The organism is Streptomyces sp. NPDC019396, assembly GCF_040632375.1.
Taxonomy (GTDB): domain Bacteria; phylum Actinomycetota; class Actinomycetes; order Streptomycetales; family Streptomycetaceae; genus Streptomyces.
The window spans coordinates 1-19,362 of the sequence record NZ_JBEYBS010000029.1 but is presented as its reverse complement, the minus strand read 5'-3'; the positions used below and the strand labels follow the sequence as shown (position 1 = coordinate 19,362).

General features: G+C 71.7%; 17 protein-coding genes and 2 pseudogenes. 12 read left to right on the top strand and 7 right to left on the bottom strand.

Going from position 1 to position 19,362, the window contains the following annotated elements:
- The first annotated feature begins 92 nt into the window (after positions 1 to 92).
- A complete protein-coding gene (locus tag ABZ532_RS26985) occupies positions 93 to 1,088 on the top strand; it encodes an ATP-binding cassette domain-containing protein (protein ID WP_361288985.1) in 996 nt (331 codons plus the stop codon).
- Complete coding sequence (locus tag ABZ532_RS26980; RefSeq protein WP_361288983.1) at positions 1,085 to 1,924, top strand: ABC transporter permease; 840 nt, start codon at positions 1,085 to 1,087, stop codon at positions 1,922 to 1,924. Before ABZ532_RS26985 ends, ABZ532_RS26980 begins: the two co-directional genes overlap by 4 nt.
- Here the strand turns inward: ABZ532_RS26980 and ABZ532_RS26975 are convergent.
- On the bottom strand, positions 1,872 to 5,438 hold the full coding sequence (locus ABZ532_RS26975; protein WP_361289110.1) for a BTAD domain-containing putative transcriptional regulator: 3,567 nt from the start codon (positions 5,436 to 5,438) through the stop codon (positions 1,872 to 1,874). The two genes, ABZ532_RS26980 and ABZ532_RS26975, sit on opposite strands and share 53 nt — an antisense overlap.
- A gap of 103 nt (positions 5,439 to 5,541) precedes the next feature.
- Here ABZ532_RS26975 and ABZ532_RS26970 point away from each other — a divergent pair, with 103 nt between their 5' ends.
- Positions 5,542 to 6,348, top strand: coding sequence for a site-2 protease family protein (locus ABZ532_RS26970; protein ID WP_361288980.1), 807 nt, complete (start codon positions 5,542 to 5,544; stop codon positions 6,346 to 6,348).
- Positions 6,349 to 6,390: 42 nt separating this feature from the next.
- Here ABZ532_RS26970 and ABZ532_RS26965 read toward each other — a convergent pair whose 3' ends face one another.
- Positions 6,391 to 6,570 carry a hypothetical protein gene (locus ABZ532_RS26965; protein WP_361288977.1) on the bottom strand — a complete coding sequence of 60 codons (180 nt, stop codon included), beginning with the start codon at positions 6,568 to 6,570 and terminating at the stop codon, positions 6,391 to 6,393.
- Between the two features lie 72 nt (positions 6,571 to 6,642).
- Complete coding sequence (npdG, locus tag ABZ532_RS26960; RefSeq protein ID WP_361288974.1) at positions 6,643 to 7,353, bottom strand: NADPH-dependent F420 reductase; 711 nt, start codon at positions 7,351 to 7,353, stop codon at positions 6,643 to 6,645.
- 72 nt (positions 7,354 to 7,425) lie between these two features.
- On the opposite strand from npdG, the gene ABZ532_RS26955 reads away from it, so the two are divergent.
- Positions 7,426 to 8,031 carry a hypothetical protein gene (locus ABZ532_RS26955; protein WP_361288971.1) on the top strand — a complete coding sequence of 202 codons (606 nt, stop codon included), beginning with the start codon at positions 7,426 to 7,428 and terminating at the stop codon, positions 8,029 to 8,031.
- A 120-nt stretch (positions 8,032 to 8,151) separates the two neighbouring features.
- Here ABZ532_RS26955 and ABZ532_RS26950 read toward each other — a convergent pair whose 3' ends face one another.
- The gene (locus ABZ532_RS26950; protein WP_361288968.1) at positions 8,152 to 8,382 is read right to left on the bottom strand and encodes a hypothetical protein; all 231 of its coding nucleotides are present in this window, start codon (positions 8,380 to 8,382) and stop codon (positions 8,152 to 8,154) included.
- Between the two features lie 94 nt (positions 8,383 to 8,476).
- Here ABZ532_RS26950 and map point away from each other — a divergent pair, with 94 nt between their 5' ends.
- The gene (gene map, locus ABZ532_RS26945; RefSeq protein ID WP_361288965.1) at positions 8,477 to 9,334 is read left to right on the top strand and encodes a type I methionyl aminopeptidase; all 858 of its coding nucleotides are present in this window, start codon (positions 8,477 to 8,479) and stop codon (positions 9,332 to 9,334) included.
- 129 nt (positions 9,335 to 9,463) lie between these two features.
- The gene (locus tag ABZ532_RS26940) at positions 9,464 to 10,114 is read left to right on the top strand and encodes a biliverdin-producing heme oxygenase (RefSeq protein WP_361289107.1); all 651 of its coding nucleotides are present in this window, start codon (positions 9,464 to 9,466) and stop codon (positions 10,112 to 10,114) included.
- Positions 10,115 to 10,243: 129 nt separating this feature from the next.
- Here the strand turns inward: ABZ532_RS26940 and ABZ532_RS26935 are convergent.
- Positions 10,244 to 10,885, bottom strand: a pseudogene (locus ABZ532_RS26935) (PhzF family phenazine biosynthesis protein); the annotation flags it as partial.
- A gap of 668 nt (positions 10,886 to 11,553) precedes the next feature.
- On the opposite strand from ABZ532_RS26935, the gene efeO reads away from it, so the two are divergent.
- From efeO to ABZ532_RS26915, 4 genes are read left to right on the top strand one after another with little or no spacing between them, the layout of a single operon-like run.
- Positions 11,554 to 12,702 (top strand): iron uptake system protein EfeO, encoded by a 1,149-nt coding sequence (gene efeO, locus ABZ532_RS26930; RefSeq protein ID WP_361288962.1) that lies wholly within the window; start codon positions 11,554 to 11,556, stop codon positions 12,700 to 12,702.
- Between the two features lie 24 nt (positions 12,703 to 12,726).
- Entirely contained in the window at positions 12,727 to 14,049 is a 1,323-nt protein-coding gene (gene efeB, locus ABZ532_RS26925) for an iron uptake transporter deferrochelatase/peroxidase subunit (protein ID WP_361288959.1), read from the top strand.
- 19 nt (positions 14,050 to 14,068) lie between these two features.
- On the top strand, positions 14,069 to 15,055 hold the full coding sequence (efeU, locus tag ABZ532_RS26920) for an iron uptake transporter permease EfeU (RefSeq protein WP_361288956.1): 987 nt from the start codon (positions 14,069 to 14,071) through the stop codon (positions 15,053 to 15,055).
- Positions 15,006 to 15,926, top strand: coding sequence for a hypothetical protein (locus ABZ532_RS26915; RefSeq protein WP_361288953.1), 921 nt, complete (start codon positions 15,006 to 15,008; stop codon positions 15,924 to 15,926). Before efeU ends, ABZ532_RS26915 begins: the two co-directional genes overlap by 50 nt.
- 136 nt (positions 15,927 to 16,062) lie before the next feature.
- Here ABZ532_RS26915 and ABZ532_RS26910 read toward each other — a convergent pair whose 3' ends face one another.
- Entirely contained in the window at positions 16,063 to 16,857 is a 795-nt protein-coding gene (locus ABZ532_RS26910) for a bifunctional DNA primase/polymerase (RefSeq protein WP_361288950.1), read from the bottom strand.
- A 286-nt stretch (positions 16,858 to 17,143) separates the two neighbouring features.
- Between ABZ532_RS26910 and ddaH the strand changes: the two genes are divergently transcribed.
- The gene (gene ddaH / locus ABZ532_RS26905; protein ID WP_361288947.1) at positions 17,144 to 17,962 is read left to right on the top strand and encodes a dimethylargininase; all 819 of its coding nucleotides are present in this window, start codon (positions 17,144 to 17,146) and stop codon (positions 17,960 to 17,962) included.
- 172 nt (positions 17,963 to 18,134) lie between these two features.
- Positions 18,135 to 19,148: a small ribosomal subunit Rsm22 family protein gene (locus ABZ532_RS26900; RefSeq protein ID WP_361288944.1), complete on the top strand. Its 1,014-nt coding sequence runs from the start codon at positions 18,135 to 18,137 to the stop codon at positions 19,146 to 19,148.
- Positions 19,149 to 19,152: 4 nt separating this feature from the next.
- On the opposite strand, the pseudogene ABZ532_RS26895 reads toward ABZ532_RS26900, so the two are convergent.
- Positions 19,153 to 19,362, bottom strand: a pseudogene (locus tag ABZ532_RS26895) (hypothetical protein); the annotation flags it as partial.

Here is a 19,362-nt window from a genome sequence, read left to right as displayed (position 1 = left end):
GTCCACGTTGTCCAGGGGCTGTCGGTGGCCTGTCGGCCGTCTGTCGGTGGCTTGTCGGTGGCTTGTCGGTGGCGGCTGACACGCTTCGGCACATGACGCGAAACGACAGGAACGCCGTCGAGGTACGTGGCCTCGTAAAGCACTACGGCGAGACCAAAGCCCTGGACGGAGTGGATCTCGACGTCCGGCAGGGCACGGTGCTCGGGGTCCTCGGTCCCAACGGGGCGGGCAAGACCACCCTGGTGCGCTGCCTCTCCACCCTCATCGTCCCGGATGCCGGGCACGCCACCGTGGCCGGGCTCGACGTGGTCCGGCAGCCGCGCCGGGTGCGCCGCACGATCGGGCTGACCGGCCAGTACGCCTCGGTGGACGAGAAGCTCCCGGGCTGGGAGAACCTCTACATGATCGGGCGGCTGCTCGATCTGCCCCGCAAGGAGGCGAGGCGCCGCGCGGACGAGCTGCTGGAGCGGTTCTCGCTGACGGACGCCGCCAAGCGGCCCGCCGCCACCTACTCGGGGGGTATGCGCCGCCGGCTGGATCTGGCCGCCTCGATGATCGGGCGGCCCGCCGTGCTCTATCTGGACGAGCCGACCACCGGCCTCGACCCCCGCACCCGCAACGAGGTCTGGGACGAGGTCCAGCGGATGGTCGCCGAGGGCGCCACGGTCCTGCTCACCACGCAGTACATGGAGGAGGCCGAGCAGCTGGCGGACTCGCTGACGGTCATCGACCGCGGCCGGGTCATCGCCGAGGGCGCCGTCCCCGAGCTGAAGGCGAAGGTCGGCGGCCGGACGCTGCGGATCGGGCCGGCCGACCCGGCCGAGCTTCCGCTGATGGCGGCGGCGATCCGTGAGGCGGGACTGGACGGCGTCGCGGGGGCGCAGCCCGTTCCGGACGAGGGCGTGCTGTACGTCCCGATCCTCAGCGACGAGCAACTGACCGCCGTTGTCGGCCTGCTGGGGGCCCGTGGCTTCGCCATCGCCGACATCGGCACCGATCTGCCCAGCCTGGACGAGGTGTTCCTGGCCCTGACCGGCCAGCGGACGGCGTCCGTCAACGAGACGATTCCCCAGGAGGTCGCGGCGTGAGCGCCACCACTGTCACCCCTGCCACTGCTGCCGGCCCCAAGGCGCTCGCCGACGACGACCGGATCGGACCGCGCGGCAATCTCCGGCACATCGGCGCGCTCGTCCGCCGCAATCTGCTGTGGATCCGGCAGGACCCGGAGTCGATGTTCGACGCCGTGTTGATGCCGATCGTCTTCACCCTGCTGTTCGTGTTCGTCTTCGGCGGCTCCGTCGGGGCGTCCCTGGGCGGCGACCGGGCCACGTACGTGGACTACGTCGTGCCCGGGCTGATGGCGATGATCGGTATGAACATCGCCATGGGGGTCGGCACCGGCTTCAACCAGGACTTCCAGAGCGGGGTCATGGACCGGTTCCGGTCCCTGCCCATCGCCCGGTCATCGGTGCTCGTGGCCAAGATCGTCGTCGAGGTCCTGCGGATGACCGTCGCGACGGTCATCCAGCTTGCGGTCGGTTTCCTGCTGGGCATGTCCGTGTCACAGGTGTGGGGTCTGGTCGCCGCGTTCGGCCTGTCCCTGATCTTCAGTTCGTCGGTCATGTGGATCTTCCTCACCATGGGCGTGACCATGAAGAGCGCCCAGGCGATCCAGGGAATGGGGTTCCTGGTGCTGATGCCGTTGCAGTTCGGTTCGTCGATCTTCTCGCCGCCCAGCACCATGCCGGGGTGGCTGCGGACCTTCACCGACTACAACCCGATGTCCTCGCTCGCGGACGCGGCACGCGGACTGATGCACGGCGGACCCGTCGCCCACGATGTGTGGGTGACGCTGATCTGGTCGGTGGTGATCACCGCGGTGATGGCCCCGGTCGCGATCCGGAAGTTCCGCACGAAGTCCTGACGTGCTGTTCGACGAGGTGCTGATCGACGAAGGACTGCTCGACGACGTGCTGTTCGACGAGCGCGACGGCCTGCTCCGGTGTGAGGTCCTCGCCCTCGGCGAAGCGGGCCGCCCAGCGTTCGTCGCCCAGTGCGGCGCGGGCGGCCCGCTCCGCGCGCTCGCGGCCCTGGCGTTCCAGGGCCGTCGGGACATGTCCGGCGGGCAGCAGCCGCCGGTACGCGCCCAGCAGCCGGGCCGCGTCGGCGGCGGCGGTGTCGCCGAGGGCGCCGTCCTTTCCGCCCCGGCCGCCTGTGCCGGCGGCCAGACTGGCGAGTGCCTCGGCGGCGGTCGGCAGCTGGTTCACGACCAGATTCGGTGCGACCATCCGGGCGAGGGGTGCCATCGCCGACTCCAGCGCAGCGTGGACATGGTGGAGCGCTTCCGCATAACGGCCGTCGAGACAGTCGATCCAGGCCAGCCCACCGAGCCGGAAGCCGTCGAAGAACGCCAGGGTCTCGGACCTGAACTCGACCGCGAGCAACTCCAGTTGCTCGCGTGCTTCGGCCGTGCGGCCGTCCAGCCCGAGCAGCATGGCGAGGAAGAGGCGCGCGGTGGGCAGGGCCTCGGCGGTGCCATCGGCGTGCTGCGCGAGCACCTCGCGGAAGATGGCCTCCGCCTCGTCGCGGCGGCCGAGCTCGGTGAGCATCGCCGCCTGCCGGGCATGCAGATACGGCACCTGGCCCTCGGCGCCGAGGCGCCGGGCCCGGTCGACCGCGGCCGCGAAGTCGTCGGCGGCGGGGCCGAACTCTCCGCGTATCTGACGGGCCTCCCCGCGCGCCGACAATGCGCCCGCGGCGCCCCAGAGATCTCCGAGGCGTTCGAAGATCCCCAGGCTGCGATCCGCGTCGGCGCTTGCGTCGCCCGGCCATTCGCTGCGGTTGACCAGCACGTTGGCCCGCATCTGGAGGGCGGTGCCCAGGTCCCACTCGTAGCCGTACTCCTCGCAGCCGCGCACGGTCTCGTCGATGGTGCGGCGCAGCTGGTCCTCGTCGCCGGTGAGCAGGACCGCGTAGAGCCAGAGCGAGCCGGGGAAGCGGCAGGTCTGCGGACTGCCGGGGTGATACGCCGACGCGACCCCACGCAGCCAGCCCAGCCGCTCGGGTGTCGTCCAGTCCTCCGCCCAGTGCTCCATGCTGCAGATCCCGATCAGCCGCACTCCGCGCCTGGCCTCCTGGCGGTGCCCGGCGCCGAACGGCGGCGGGGCGTCGATGATCCGCTCGCGCAGCGGCTCGGCGGGGACGACGGGCGGGGCGAACGGGTCGGGGCCGAGCGCCGCCACCGAGCGCGACCAGTGCCGGGCGGTGGCGCGCAGATCGCGCATCTGCCAGTACCAGGCGAGGGACAGCACCAGGCACAGTGCCTCGTCCTCGTCGCCCGCCACGGTGGCCCGGTGCAGCGCCGTGTGCAGGTTCTCCTGCTCCCGTTCCAGTCGTGCGACGGCCTCGATCTGCCCGGGGCCTCGCAGCAACGGGTCGGTACGGCGGGCCAGTTCCCGGTAGTACACGAGATGCGCCCGCTCGGCCTCGGACCGGTCGCCCGCGTCGTCGAGCCGCTCGGCGGCGTACTCGCCCACGGTTTCGAGGAGCTGGTAGCGCATCGCGCCGTCCGGTGCGGGGGCGGCGACGACGAGGGACTTGTCGACCAGGGCGCCGAGGACGGGCAGGACGCCGGGGACATCGACGGCGGCCGGCGGGTCCGGCGTCGCGGCGGACCGGACGGAGGCCCGAGCCGAAGGGCCGGGGCAGGTGCCGGACGGGACGGAGGCCTCCCCGGGGAAGGCACCCGGTGGGCCGACGCTCGCGCAGACCGCTTCCGCCGCTTCGAGGTCGCAGCCGCGGGCGAAGACCGCGAGCCTGCGCAGGACGGTGCGTTCTGCCGCGTCGAGCAGGTCCCAGGACCAGTCGACCACCGCGCGCAGGGTCTGCTGGCGCGGCAGTACGGTGCGGCTGCCGCTGGACAGCAGCCGGAAGCGGTCGTCGAGGCGCTCGGCGATCTGCCGGGGTGTCAGCAGCCGCAGCCTGGCGGCGGCGAGTTCGATGGCGAGGGGCAGACCGTCGAGGCGCCGGCAGATCTCGGCCGCCGCGGCGGCCGTGTCGTCGTCGGCGTCGATCCGGAAGCGGGGGTTCGCCGCCGCACCGCGCTCCGCGAGCAGTCGCAGGGCCATGGGAGCGGGCAGCGGTCCGACCGGCCGCACCGCCTCGCCCGGCACGCCGAGGGGTTCCCTGCTGGTCGCCAGCACCGTCAGCCCCGGGCACCGTTCCAGGAGCCGCTCGCACAGGGTCGCCACAGCGGTCACGAGGTGCTCGCAGTTGTCGAGTACGAGCAGCATCCGGCGCCGACCGCAGCGCTCGGTGAGGCGCACCAGCGGATCGTCCCCGTGCCACAGCTCCTCGGAACCGACCCCCCGCAGCACGGTCTCCCGTGCGCCGAGTGCGGTGAGCACGGCCTCCGGCACGCTTTCCGGGTCGCTGACCGGAGCCAGCTCCGCGAGCCAGACACCGTCCGGGTACGCCCCGGCCCCCTGCTCGGCGGCCTCCTGGGAGAGCCGGGTCTTGCCCGCGCCACCGGCCCCGACGAGGGTGACCAGTCGCGCCCGGCCGAGGTCGCCGCGGATGGCCTCGATATCGCTCTCACGCCCGACGAAGCTGGTCAGCCGGGCCCGCAGGTTCCCGGGCGGGGGCAGTTGGCCCGGCGCGGGCTCACCAGCACCCGGTTCGGTGGCGGTGTGCGCGGAGCCGGGTCCGGGACCGCCCGCCCCGGGCGCGAGCAGTTCGGCGTGCAGGGCGCGCAGTTCGGGGCCCGGATCCGTGCCCAGCAGGTCCGACAGCTCGCGGCGTACGGACTCGTATGCCGCGAGCGCCTCGGCCGGGCGGCCGGCCGCCCGCAGGGCGCGGATACGCAGGGCCTGGAGCGATTCGTCGAGGGGGTGCTCGGCGCAGAGGGCGATCAGCGCGGGCAGCACTTCCCGGGCGCGGCCGAGGGCCAGGCACGCGGTGAAGCGGGTGCGGCGGCACTCGAGACGGCGGGTCTCCCAGCGGGCCGCCTCCGCCGTGCGGTCGGGCAGATCGGCGAGCACCGGCCCCCGCCACAACGCCAACGCCTCGTCCAGCAGCTCGACCGCCCGGGCCGGATCGCCTTCGGCGAGTATCTGCCCGCCCTGCTCCGCGAGCCGCGCGAAGCGGTGCAGATCCACGTCCGCGGCATCGGCGCGCAGCCGGTAGCCGCCGTCCGCCGACACCACTTCCGCGTGCCCGAGCGCACGGCGGGCCCGGCCGACGAGTGCCTGCACGGCTCCCACGGCGTCGGCCGGCGGATCGCCGTCCCACACCTCGCCGACGAGCACGTCGACCGGCACGGTACGCCCCGCGCGCAGAGCCAGCGCGGCCACGAGGGCACGCAGCCGCGCCCCACCGAGCGCGGTGGGGGTCCCGTCGTCGTGGACTGCCTGGGTTGTGCCGAGTACGCGGTAGTGCACCGGCCCATTGTCGTCGATCACCGAATGGCCCACGATGCCACCAGGCCGCCGGCAGCGGCTACGCTCGACCCCCACCCCACCCGACTCACCAGGAGCCGTGCACATGGCCACCGCCGCGACCCGCAGCAGCGATCGCCGTATCTCGCCCGTCTTCCTCGGTATCGCCGCGATCATGGCGGTCACCGGGTGGGCCGTCTGGACGGACTTCGCACCCAACCCGGGGATCGCGGTGTTCCTCTTCGTGACCTCGGGGTGGATCGTCTCGCTGTGCCTGCACGAGTACGCGCACGCCCGCACCGCACTGCACGGCGGCGACCTCACCATCGGGGCCAAGGGCTATCTGACGCTCAACCCGCTCAAGTACACGCACGCGCTGCTGAGCATCGTGCTCCCGGTGATCTTCGTGATCATGGGCGGTATCGGTCTGCCGGGTGGCGCGGTGTTCATCGAGCGGCACCGAATCCAGGGCCGCTGGAAGCACAGCCTGATCTCGGCCGCGGGCCCGCTGACGAACGTCCTGTTCGCCATCGTGTGCACGGCACCGTTCTGGCTGGGGGCCCTCGACGGCGTGCCGGTGGCGTTCCGTTTCGCGCTGGCGTTCCTGGCGCTGCTCCAGGTGACCGCCGCGATCCTGAACTTCCTGCCGGTGCCGGGACTTGACGGTTACGGGGTGGTCGAGCCGTGGCTGCCGTACAGCATCAGGCGCCACGTGGAGCCGTACGCCCCCTTCGGCCTGCTGGCGGTCTTCGGCGTCCTCTTCATCCCCGGGGTCAACCAGGCCTTCTTCGACGGGATCTACGCGCTGCTGAGCGGGCTCGGGGTGTCGGACCCGGAGTCGTACTGCGGGCAGAACCTCTACCGCTTCTGGACCGATCCGCACCCGCTCTGCGAGGCGGCGCTCAGCCGGTAGCCCTGTCCGGGCGGGAGCCCGGTAGGCCTGGGGAGGCAGTCCTCAGCCGGTCTGCGCGCGGTCGGCCTTCGCGCGGCGGAAGTAGTAGATCGCCATGTTCGACGACAGGCCCCCGAGCAGCACCCAGACGATGCCCAGCCAGCTTCCCTGCGCGAACGACACCACCGCCGCGGAGATCGCGAGTACGCAGATGACGAGGGCGTAGAGGGCGAGGCGGGGCATGGGGGTCGGCTCCTGTCCGGTGGTGTGTGTCCGGTCCAGTGTCCCCCATGCCCGTGCGGGGCCGGGCCTGGGTCAGACGTCGGTCACCCGCAGGCCCGCGTGGGCCTTGTAGCGGCGGTTCACCGAGATCAGGTTGGCGACCAGGGACTCCACCTGGTGCGCGTTCCGCAGCCGCCCGGCGAAGACGCCCCGCATCCCGGGGATACGGGCCGCGAGGGCCTGTACGAGGTCGGTGTCGGCACGCGACTCGCCCAGCACCATCACATCGGTGTCGATCTCCTCGATCGACTCGTCCTGGAGCAGCACCGCGGAAAGGTGGTGGAAGGCCGCCGTGACCCGGGAATCGGGCAGCAGGGCGGCGGCCTGCTCGGCGGCGCTGCCCTCCTCCGGCTTCAGCGCGTAGGCGCCCTTCTTGTCGAAGCCGAGCGGGTTCACGCAGTCGACGACCAGCTTTCCGGCCAGCACCTCGCGCAGCGACTCCAGGGTCTTGGCGTGGCCGTCCCACGGCACCGCCACGATGACCACGTCGCTGCGCCGCGCGCACTCGGCGTTCTCCGCGCCCTCGATACCGAGGCCGAGCTCGGCGGCGGCGGTCTCGGCGCGCTCGGCCGCACGGGAGCCGATGATCACCTTCTGCCCGGCGCGGGCCAGCCGGTACGCAAGGCCGCGGCCCTGGTCACCGGTGCCGCCGAGGACGCCGACGACCAGACCGGAGACGTCCGGGAGCTCCCAGGGGTCCTTCGGGGCGGGCTTGGGTGCGGCGGCGTTGTCTTGAGAAGTCATGTGCAGACCTTACGTGTACGGGTTTCCCGTACACGCCGCACAGAGGGGGTCCTTGCGGCAGGATGCCGGGCCATGGATGCCGTACGCGTCGCACTGCTGCGAGAGGTACTGGCCGGGACCGCCTGGCCCGCCGAGGCCCGGCGGTTCGCGGGTGTGCTGCGCTCGTCCGTCGTACCGCACGGCGGTGGGCTGCTGCTGGTGGGGACGGCGGAGTACGAGCCCTGGCACCTGGCCGCGCATCTCGTCGACGAGGCCGCCTGGTCGGGGCAGCCCGCGCTGGCCCCCACGCTGGTCCGGCACCGGGTACGCCGCGGTGACCCGGCGCATCTCGCCGTCGGGCTGGCCCGGGTGGAGACGGCGGGGAGGGGCGAGACGGTGCTGCTGGTGGCGCCGCAGCGGCCGGACCCGGGGCTGCTCGAACGGGTGCACGACGCGCGCCGCTCGGGGGCGACGGTGCTGTCGCTGGACGCCGGCGACCCCGAGGTGCAGGGTCTCGCGCATGAGGCCCTCACCGTCCCCCGGTCCGCCGAGGTGGACCTCGACACGGTCCAGCACCTGGTCAGCGCGGCAACCGGGGAGAACGGGGTGCCACCCGGCCACCCCCGCCGCGGGGGCCTGCGGGACAGGCTGTCCCGCCTGGCCGACCACTTGACGGCGCCTCCCCCGCGTAGGTGGTGACCGGGTCCCGCGTCCCTGTCCAGACTGTCCAGCTGTCCGGCGTGTGAGGACGGACGACGGACGCTCCGGCCCACCGCACGGGGTGCGGCGCACCGCGAGACCCCGCACCCCGCGCCGGGACTACTCCTGCGCGTCCTCGCCCCGGGGCGCATCGTGCCAGCGTGGATCGTTCTCCCACTGGAGGTTCTTCTCACGCGCCGTCTCCATCGCGTGCTCCGCCTCGTCCCGCGTCGCGTAAGGGCCGAAGCGGTCCTTGGCCGGGCACTCAGGGCCCTCCTCGACCTTCTTGTGCTCCAGGCAGTAGAACCACTCGCCCGGCTTGCCCACCGTGCGCTTCTTGAACAGGGCCATCCTCGGCTCCTTCCTCTGTCGCCATGCTGCCTGCCCCGCAGGGCTCCCGCTACGCCGCCGGGCGCGCTCGGACCCCCCGGATAGACTCGCTGGCATGTCTGGCCAGTCGCTGCTCGTACCAGGGAACCTCTCTCCCACCCGCTCCGTCCCCGGAAACATCCGGCGCCCCGAGTACGTCGGGAAGCCCATGCCGACGCCGTACACCGGCGCGGAGATCCAGGACGCCGAAACGATCGAGCGCATGCGCATCGCGGGCCGCATCGCCGCACAGGCGATGGAGGAAGCCGCGAAGCTCATCGCGCCCGGTGTGACCACGGACGAACTGGACCGGGTCGCACACGAGTTCATGTGCGACCACGGGGCCTACCCGTCCACCCTGGGTTACCGCGGATTCCCGAAATCCCTGTGCTCCTCGGTCAACGAGGTGATCTGCCACGGGATCCCGGACTCGACGGTGCTGCGGGACGGCGACATCGTGAACCTGGACGTCACCGCCTACCTCAACGGGGTGCACGGCGACAACAACGCCACCTACCTCTGCGGTGACGTCGACGAGGAGTCGAAGCTGCTGGTCGAGCGGACCAGGGAGGCGTTGAACCGGGCCATCAAGGCGGTCCGGCCGGGCCGCCAGGTCAATGTGATCGGACGGGTCATCGAGTCGTACGCGAAGCGGTTCGGCTACGGCGTCGTGCGCGACTTCACCGGGCACGGGATCAATTCCTCGTTCCACTCCGGCCTGATCATCCCGCACTACGACAGCCCGCACGCGACCACGGTGATGCAGCCGGGCATGACCTTCACCATCGAGCCCATGCTGACGCTCGGCACACACGAGTACGACATGTGGGACGACGGCTGGACCGTGGTGACGAAGGACCGCAAGCGGACCGCGCAGTTCGAGCACACGCTGGTGGTGACGGAGACGGGCACGGAGATTCTGACGTTGCCCTGAGCCGGAAGCGGGGTAGGTATTTACCGACAGGCCGTCGGGAACCAGTTGACTTAGGCATACCTAAGTAGGAGCATCCTCACTGGTTCCCGTCCCCATCGGTCCACGCCCCGGAGGTCCGCATTGGACACGCTGGACACGCCCTTCTCGACGCTCATCCGTGTCGCCTCGCACGAACAGCACACCGAGGCGGAGACCTCGACGTTCATGAGCGACCTGCTCGGCGGGCGGCTGGGGGTGGAGGCCTTCGCGCGGTACACGGAGCAGCTCTGGTTCGTGTACGCCGCCCTCGAAGGCGCGGCCGGGTCGCTCAGGGCGGACCCGCTGGCCGGCCCTTTCATACAGCCTGAGCTGTTTCGCACGGCGGAGCTGGAGCGGGACCTGGCGCATCTGCGCGGGCCCGGCTGGCGGGCCGGGCTGCGGGCGCTGCCCGCGACGGAGGCGTACGCGACCCGGGTCGAGGAGTGCGCCCGCGACTGGCCCGCGGGTTATGTGGCCCACCACTACACCCGCTATCTCGGCGACCTGTCGGGCGGTCAGATCATCCGCGACAAGGCCGAGCGGACCTGGGGCTTCGAGCGCAAGGGCGATGGCGTCCGGTTCTACGTCTTCGAGCAGATCACCAACCCCGCGGCGTTCAAGCGGGGTTACCGGGAGCTGCTGGACGGGGTGGACGCGGATGATCTGGAGAAGCAGCGGATCATCGACGAGTGCAAGCGTGCCTTCGGCTTCAACGGAGCGGTGTTCCGGGAGCTCGAGGGGGAGTTTCCGCTGAGCGCATGACGGCGTGCGGAAGCCGGAGGCGCTGCGTGCGCCGCAGGGGCTCGATCCGTGTGGCGGTGGCCGTGGCGCGTCGGTACCTCGCGAACGGGTCAGGGCACTGACCCACGCACCGGGCGCGCTAGTGCGCGGCGCCATCCGCACCCGGCCGCCGATCTCCACGATGCCGTCGGGGCCCGGGGCGGTCAGGATCTGGGAGCCCCGGCCCTGGGTGATGTTCAGGGCCCGGCCGAGCCGCGCGGTCAGCAGCAGCGCCGCCGCGCCTGTCGCCTCGTCCTCGACGATCCCGTCACCACGCCTGGGGAAGGCCCTGGCCCGTACCCGCCCGGCCGCCTCGTCCTCCCACGCCCAGGCGTACAGCCAGCCCTCACCGGGCGGCGGCGCGGGCAGGGCGTCGACCTCGGCCGCTGAGCCGTACCGCTCCAGCAGCCGCGGCGGTGCCCACTCGGCACGTGCGCTGATCCAGGTGAACTCACCGTCGTCGCGCGCCCACACCTCTCCCGCCGGGGGGTGCACGGTCTCAAGGTCCAGTAGCCAGGCGACGCCGACCAGCGGATGGCCCGCGAACGGCAGCCGCAGGCCGGGGGTGTAGATGTCGACGACCCCGCGCTCGGGATCGTCGATGAACACGGTCTCGCTGAAGCCCAGCTCGGCCGCGAGCGCCTGACGGGAGTCCTGATCGGGCCAGCGGCGCGGGTCGCGTACGACGCCGAGTCGGTTACCGAACCGGCCGTCACCGGCGCAGAAGACCTGGAGCACGTCGAGTTCGTCCACTCCGGCATTGAAGCACCCGGGGGTGTGCGAGCGCCGCCCACAACCAGGAAACGGCCGGAGCGGCGATCGTCACATTCGGGAGCCTCAGTTGCGTGCGTCAGCGCGGCGGCGCACTGCCAGGACCACGCCCGCGCCCGCGGCGGCAAGGGCGCCCGAGGCGGCGAGGAGGGTGCCGCTGGGTACCTCGGAGCCCGTGGTGGCGAGGTGGCCGGTGGTGGTGAGCCCCCCGCCGACGGTGCCGCCGGCCTTGGCCGCGCTCGTGCCGGAGGTGTCCTGGTCGGCGCACCGCCGGAGTCCGCGGGCGGGGCGGCGTCCTTGTCGAGGGTGAGGACGACCGTCACCGGGTCGACCGCGGTGCCCGGCTTGCGGAACACCTCGCCGTCGGGGCCCGCGAACTGCGCGGCGCCCGCCTTGGTCAGGGCCCACCCGACCGGGGCGCCGCTCGTTGTGCCCAAAAGGGGCACTTGACCTTCGCTTGACTTGCAGCGGGGGCGGACATGACGGATCCGTGATCGGACCGTGCCCGGGCTTCTCGTATGACGGACGGATGAGAGGCGAATCACTGGACGGATGGGATTCGGTCAGGTAAGCCTCGGTTAAGTTAGGTCCGCCTCACCGCCGTAGGACTCCCGTCCCACGGCCGTTGTCCGTTCACTCGTGGAGCCTGTATGCGACCCGTCCGTCTCTCCGCCCTCACCGCCGTGGCTGCCGTGACCGCTCTCACCGCCGTCACCGGCTGCGCCGAGAAGGGCGACGCGAAGGGCGGCCACGGCGCCGTCAGCGTCACCGCGAAGGACGACGCCTGCGAGGTGTCCACCAAGGAGTTCCCCGCCGGGCACGTCCAGGTCGACATCGAGAACAAAGGCTCCAAGGTCACCGAGGTCTACATCCTCTTCCCCGACGACCGCATCGTCACCGAGCGCGAGAACATCGGCCCCGGCACCAAGGCCAGCATCACCGCCGAGATCAAGGCCGGCGAGTACGCGATCGCCTGCAAGCCCGGCATGAAGGGCGAGGGCATCCGCCAGCAGGTCAAGGTCACCGGTGGCACCGCCGCCAAGCGCTCCCCGGAGATGGACGAGGCGGTCGCCGCGTACCGCACCTACGTCCAGCAGCAGGCCGACGAAACCCTGCCCAAGGTCAAGGTGTTCACCGACGCCGTGCGCGCGGGCGACATCGAGGCGGCCAAGAAGGCCTACGCCGACTCCCGTATCGGCTGGGAGCGCACCGAGCCGGTCGCCGAGTCCTTCGGCGACATCGACCCGAAGGTCGACCTGCGTGAGGACGGCGCCGCCGACCTGGAGCCGGGCCAGAAGTGGGGCGGCTGGCACCGCCTCGAGAAGGCGCTCTGGCAGGACAAGAAGCTCGGCGCCGAGGAGAAGGCCTTCGCCGACACCCTCGACAAGGACCTCGCGGTCTGGGTGAAGAAGGTCGGCACCGCCGAGATCACCCCCACCTCGATGGCGAACGGCGCCAAGGAGCTTCTCGACGAGGTCGCGACCGGCAAGGTCACCGGTGAGGAGGAGCGTTACTCCCACACCGACCTGGTCGACTTCAAGGCGAACGTCGAGGGCGCGCAGAAGTCCTACGAGCTGCTGAAGCCGGTGGCCTCGAAGAACGACGCGAAGCTGGCCGCCGAGCTGGACAAGCAGTTCACGGCGATGAACGCGCTGCTGGACAGGTACCGCGCGGACAAGAACACCTACGTCTTCACTTCGTACGACAAGGTCACGCCGGCTCAGCGCAAGGAGCTGTCCGACGCCGTCAACGCACTGGCAGAGCCGCTTTCGAAGCTCGCCGCCGCCGTGGTCAAGTAACGGACGCGAGGGGACGACGCAACCATGTCCGAAACGACAAAGCCCACGGAATCCACGGAACTGACGGATTCCACGGACCGGACGAGCACGACGGCTCCGGCAGACGCCACGGGCGAGGACCAGAACGCCACGCCCTCCCGGCGCGCCCTGCTGGGCTGGGGCGGAGCCGGGCTCGCGCTCGGCGCCGCCGCCGCGGGCGGTGCCGCCGCCCTGGCGCGCGGCGGGGACGAGGCGGTGCCCGCCGCGCTCAGCGGCGCCGCCGTGCCCTTCCACGGCACGCACCAGGCGGGTATCGCCACCGCCGTGCAGGACCGGCTGCATTTCGCCGCGTTCGACGTGAAGACCACGGACCGCGCCGAGCTGATCCAGCTGCTCAAGGACTGGACCCGGGCCGCCGAGCGGATGGCGGCCGGGCTGCCGGTCGGCGAGGGCGCCTACGGCGGTCTCGCCGAGGCCCCGCCGGACGACACCGGTGAGGCTCTCGGTCTGAAGCCGTCCAGGCTGACCCTCACCATCGGCTTCGGCCCCTCGCTGTTCGACGACCGCTTCGGTCTGAAGGACAGCAGGCCCGCGGCGCTGATCGACCTGCCGAAGTTCGCCGGTGACAACCTCGATCCGGCCCGAAGCGACGGCGACCTGTGCGTCCAGGCATGCGCCGACGACCCCCAGGTCGCCGTGCACGCCATCCGCAACCTCGCCAGGATCGGCTTCGGCAAGGTCACGGTGCGCTGGTCGCAGCTCGGGTTCGGCAAGACCTCGTCCACCACTCCGGATGAGCAGACCCCACGCAACATGATGGGCTTCAAGGACGGCACCCGGAACATCGCGGGCACCGACCAGGAGGCTCTCGAGAAGCATGTGTGGGTATCGCAGAAGGACGGCCCGGCCTGGCTGGCCGGGGGCTCGTACCTGGTGGCACGCCGGATCCGGATGAACATCGAGACCTGGGACCGTACTCCGCTCCAGGAGCAGGAGGACATCTTCGGCCGCGACAAGGGCGAGGGTGCTCCGGTCGGCAAGGCGAAGGAGCGCGACGAACCGTTCCTCCCCGCCATGCTGCCGACCTCCCACGTCCGCCTGGCGCATCCGGACTCCAACGGTGGCGCGAAGCTGCTGCGCCGCGGCTACTCCTTCACGGACGGCACGGACGGGCTGGGCCGCCTCGACGCCGGCCTGTTCTTCCTCGCCTACCAGAGGGACGTGGCCAAGGGATTCGTACCGGTGCAGCGCAGTCTCGCGTCGGACGACCTGAACGAGTACATCCAGCACGTGGGTTCGGCGCTGTTCGCCGTCCCGCCGGGCGTCCGCGGCAAGGACGACTGGTGGGGCCGGGCGCTGTTCTCGTAGGCAAGCGAAGGGACCCGCCGTGTTCGGCAACTATCTGATCGGTCTGCGCGAGGGCCTCGAGGCCAGTCTGGTGGTCTGCATCCTCGTCGCCTACCTGGTGAAGACGGGCCGCCGTGACGCGCTGAAGCCGATCTGGATCGGCATCGGCGTGGCGTGCGCGCTGTCGCTGACCTTCGGCGCGGCACTCGAATTCGGCTCGCAGGAGCTGACGTTCGAGGCACAGGAACTGCTCGGCGGGTCCCTGTCGATCGTGGCCGTCGGTCTGGTCACCTGGATGGTGTTCTGGATGCGGCGCACCGCGCGGCATCTGAAGGCGGAGCTCGGCGCCAAGCTGGACGCGGCCCTGGAGATGGGCACGGGCGCCCTGGTGGTGACGGCGTTCCTCGCCGTGGGCCGGGAGGGCCTGGAGACCGCGCTGTTCGTGTGGGCCTCGGTGCGTGCCGCGGCCGACCAGGGCGGCTCATCGGCCCCCCTGACCGGGGTGCTGCTCGGCATCGCGACCGCGGTCGTGCTGGGCTGGCTGTTCTACCGGGGCGCCCTGAAAATCAACCTGGCGAAGTTCTTCACCTGGACGGGTGGAATGCTGGTCGTCGTGGCCGCGGGCGTGCTCGCGTACGGCGTCCACGACTTGCAGGAGGCCCGCTTCCTCGGTGGTCTGCCGGACAAGGCCTTCGACATCAGCGAGGCCATCCCGCCGGACAGCTGGTACGGCACCCTGCTGAAGGGTGTCTTCAACTTCCAGCCCGACCCGACCGTTCTCCAGGTCACGGTGTGGGCCCTGTATCTGATCCCGGCACTTGCGCTGTTCCTCTCCCCGGTAGGGTTCGGACGGTCAGTGGGGGTCGAGAAGCAGAAGGCAACCGATGAGCAGGCCCAAGAGCAGGCGGAGCCGGGCGGTGACGGGGCTCGCGGCGACGACGGTGACGACGGTGTTGTCGCTGACGGCGAGCGGGTGCGTGACGGTTCACGGCGAGCTGGAAGTCGTACCAGCGGCGACGACGAATGAAGCCGCGCAGGCACTCGACGACTTCACCGACGCGTACAACGCCGCGGACCGGGCCTACGATCCGGCGCTCGACGCGGCTCAGGTGACCGGCGCACTCGGTGCGATCAACCAGGCCGGGCTGAAGGCACGCAGTGTGACCAGCCCGCGCGGCAACTCCCAGCACCGGTCGCTGGAGCTCACGGACGCGAAGTTCCATGTGCCGAAGAAGGCCGGCTGGCCGCGCTGGTTCCTGGCTGACACCGACAGCAACCGTGACGTCGACAGCGGCGACCGGGACTCCCGCTGGCTGGTGGTGTTCGTGAAGACCGGCAGCGACGCGCAGTGGGAGGCCTCGTATCTGGCCATCCTCAGCCGAAGCGAGGTGCCCCGCTTCCGCACCGACCAGGACGGCTACGCCCTGCCGGTCGGGACCGACTCGGATGACACGGCGGTCGCCCCCGGTCAGCTGAGCAAGGACTACGCCTCGTATCTGCGCAGTGGCAAGCCCGAGCGCTTCGTGGCGGGCGAGGCCACGAGCGAATGGCGTGAGCGGCGCGAGCAGAAGAAGACGCGGCGGTCCGGTGTGGTCACCGAGTTCGTCGACCAGCCGCTGAACAGCGGCCAGTTCGCACCGCTGGGTCTGGTCACGGACGACGGCGGGGCCCTGGTGTTCTTCTCGATGCGCTACTACGAGCGGCAGACGGCGCCGGCGGGCTACCGGCCGAAGGCCAGCCCGGACGAGAAGGCGCTGATGACCGGGGAGATCAAGAACACGCTCACCAAGGAGTGGATGTCCAGCCAGGCGGCGAAGGTGGCTCCGCGCGGAGGCTCGGAGCCCTCGGTCGCGATAGTGGGCCGGCTTCAGGGCGTGACCTCGGCGAAGGGCTCGTGAGCACGAGCTCACGGCCATCGGCGCGCCGACTCGTCAGCACGTGCACGCGGGCACCTGCTCGTGGGCACCGGCACCGGCACCGGCTTGCAGGCACCGGCTCGTGCCCTGCGCGGGCACAGGACACGAGCGCCGGGCGTCAGCGGCGCGCGGGCCAGGCCACCGAGTGCTGGTCGTGCTCGTCCGTCTCGTCCGCGTACCGGGCGCAGGCGTCGGCGAGCGCCTCGAGCAGCGTCAGCGGATCCGGCAGCGGATGCTCCGAGCCCTGCACCCAGTCGACGGTGAGGCCGTCGGGCAGCCGCGCGGGCGGTACGAGGACATAGCTGCCGCGACTGTGCCAGCGCAGGCCCGGATGCTCGTCCATGGTCTCCGGATGGCAGTCCAGCGCGCAGGGCCACCACTCGTCCTCGTCCTCCGGGGTGCCGCGGGTGGCGGTGAAGAACAGCATCCGCCCCTCCCCGGACTCGGCGACCGGACCGACCTCGACGCCTTCCCCGAGCAGCCGCTCGAGGGCGGCCCGTCCGGCTGCGGCCGGTACGTCGAGGACGTCGTGGACCATGCCGGTGGCGGTGATGAAGTTGGCCTCCGGCTGTTCTTCCGCCCAGCGCCCGACGGTCGCCCGGTCGTGCGTGGCCTGGGTCTGCCAGGCGAAGGAGACGGGATGGCGGGCGGGGGTGGGACAGCCGATGCGCTCGCAGGAGCAGCGGAAGCCGGCCGGATGCGCGGCGGGCGCGAGCGGCAGTCCGGCGCCCGCGGTGGCGAGCAGCAGCTCGAGCCGGTCCGCCCCCACGTCGGCGGCGCTGTCCTCGCGGGCACGCCTGCGCAGCCACTGCGGCAGCCGGTTCTCCCAGGACGTCCTGCCGCGCCCACCGCGACTGCGGTCGGTAGTGCCGGTGCCGTCGTTGCCGCCGATGCCATCGATGCCGTCGCCCATCGATCCCCTCACCTCAGCTCTCCCCCTGTGGTCCCCGCCATGGTCCCACCATCGGGCGCGCAAGGTGGCCGCACCCCCCGATCGGGTGGCGGCATCCCCGGTCAGGGGCCGGATTCACGGGCCGGCGACGGGTGGGCGCGGAAGGTCGTTTCGTCAGGGCGTGCGCCAGCAATACATGTGATGAACCACCCGTTCGGATCACGCGCGAAACCGCCGAACGGCGCACTATGGCTGCACGCACAACCGTGCGTCGCTGCTCTGCTCTGACGTTCCTGAGGAGCCTGCATTGCCTCGTGACGCTAGATCCCGCCGCTACCTGATGTGCCCACCCACGCACTTCGAGGTGACGTACTCCATCAACCCCTGGATGGACCCCGGGAAGCCCGTTGACCTGCCGCTGGCCATGGCCCAGTGGGAAGACCTGCGCGACCGCTATCTCGCGCTCGGCCACACCGTGGAACTGCTGGACCCCCGCCCCGACCTCCCCGACATGGTGTACGCGGCGAACGGCGCGTGTGTGGTGGACGGACGGGTGCTCGGCGCGCGCTTCGCGCACCGGGAGCGGGAGGCCGAGGCGGAGGCGCATCTGGAGTGGTTCCGCGCGCACGGGTTCACCGAGATCCATGAGCCGGTGCACATCAACGAAGGAGAGGGCGACTTCGCGGTCACCTCGACGTATGTGCTCGCCGGGCAGGGCTTCCGGTCCAGCCCGCTCTCGCACGGCGAGGCGCAGGAGTTCTTCGGCAGGCCGGTGATCGGTCTCGAGCTGGTGGACCCGCGCTACTACCACCTCGACACGGCGCTGTCCGTGCTGGACGACGACGGGGACGAGATCATGTACTACCCCGGCGCCTTCTCACCGGGTAGCCGGGCGGTCCTCGCCCGGCTCTTCCCCGACGCCCTGCTCACCAGCGAGGAGGATGCGGCGAGGCTGGGGCTCAACGCGGTGAGCGACGGCCGCCATGTGGTGCTTCCGCAGGCGGCGACGGGGCTGTTCGAGCCGCTGCGGGAGCGGGGCTTCGAGCCCGTCGGCGTGGACCTCGGGGAGCTGCTGAAGGGCGGCGGCAGCGTGAAGTGCTGTACGCAGGAGCTACGGGCGGCCTGACCGGAGCGGACGAGTCCCGGGGGCCGGTGCCTGGCACCCGGGACGACCTTGGGCCGTCGGCCTGGACAGCATTGGGGCCGCACCCGGGGACGCCCCTGACTCCCCACGCGGGCCGATCCTGCTTCCTCCCCGGGACGACCTCGAGCCACCCGTGAACCCTTAGAATTCGCCGGTGAACGCCACTCCTCCCACCCACTCCCCCAGCACGCCCCTGGCCGGTCTCGGCACCGCTCTCGCCGGCCTCCTGGAGGGTCTGCCGCAGGGCAGGGTCGCCCAGGCCGTGGAGCGGCTGATCGCCAGCTACCGCGGGGACACCCCGACGGACGCACCGGTGCTGCGGGACCGGGCGGATGTGGCCGCGTACGCCGCGTACCGCATGCCCGCGACGTTCGAGGCGGTACGGTCCGCGCTTTCGGCCTTCCGCGCGGCCCTGCCCGACTGGGCACCGGCCACCCACACCGACATCGGCGGCGGCACGGGCGCGGCGAGCTGGGCCGTGGCCGACGCCTGGCCGGAGGGCACCCACGGCACCACGGTGCTGGACTGGGCGGAGCCCGCACTGGCCCTGGGCCGGGAACTGGCCTCGGCCGCGGAGTCGCCCGCGCTGCGCGGTGCGCGCTGGCAGAGGACGCGGATCGGCTCGGCCATGGGCCTGGAGCCCGTGGACCTGGTCACGGTGTCGTATGTGCTGAAGGAACTCACGGAGGCCGACCGGGCCGCCGTGGTCGAGCAGTCCGCAGCCGCCGGCCAGACGGTGCTGATCGTCGAGCCGGGGACCCCCGACGGCTACGAGCGTGTCATGGCGGCACGCGACCGGCTGATCGCCGCGGGCCTGCGGGTCGCGGCCCCCTGCCCGCACAGCGACGCCTGCCCGATCGTCCCCGGCAGCGACTGGTGCCACTTCGCGGCCCGGGTCAGCCGTTCGTCGCTGCACCGCCAGGTGAAGGGCGGATCGCTGGCCTACGAGGACGAGAAGTTCAGCTACGTCGCCGCCACCCGCCTCCCGGCGGCCCCGGCGCCCGGCCGGGTGGTCCGCAAGCCCCAGATCCGCAAGGGCCAGGTGCTGCTCGACCTGTGTTCCGACGACGGGACCCTGCACCGCACCACGGTCACCAAGCGCCATGGCGCGCTCTACCGCGAGGCCCGCGACACGGGCTGGGGCGCCCAGTGGCCGCCTGCCGAGTGAGCGGTTACGAGGCGCTCGCCTCGGCGGACCGCGAGGCCTGATCCGCCGGAGCGGTGGCCTGCCTGGGGATGCCGCCTTCACCGCGCCAGGGTCGGCAGAGGCCCAGGAAGCAGCCGATGGCGCCGAGTGCGCAGACTAGCTGGACCACGGCCATCGGTACGGCGGTGGCCTCGCCCGCGATCCCGACCAGCGGGGACGCGATCGCCCCGACGAG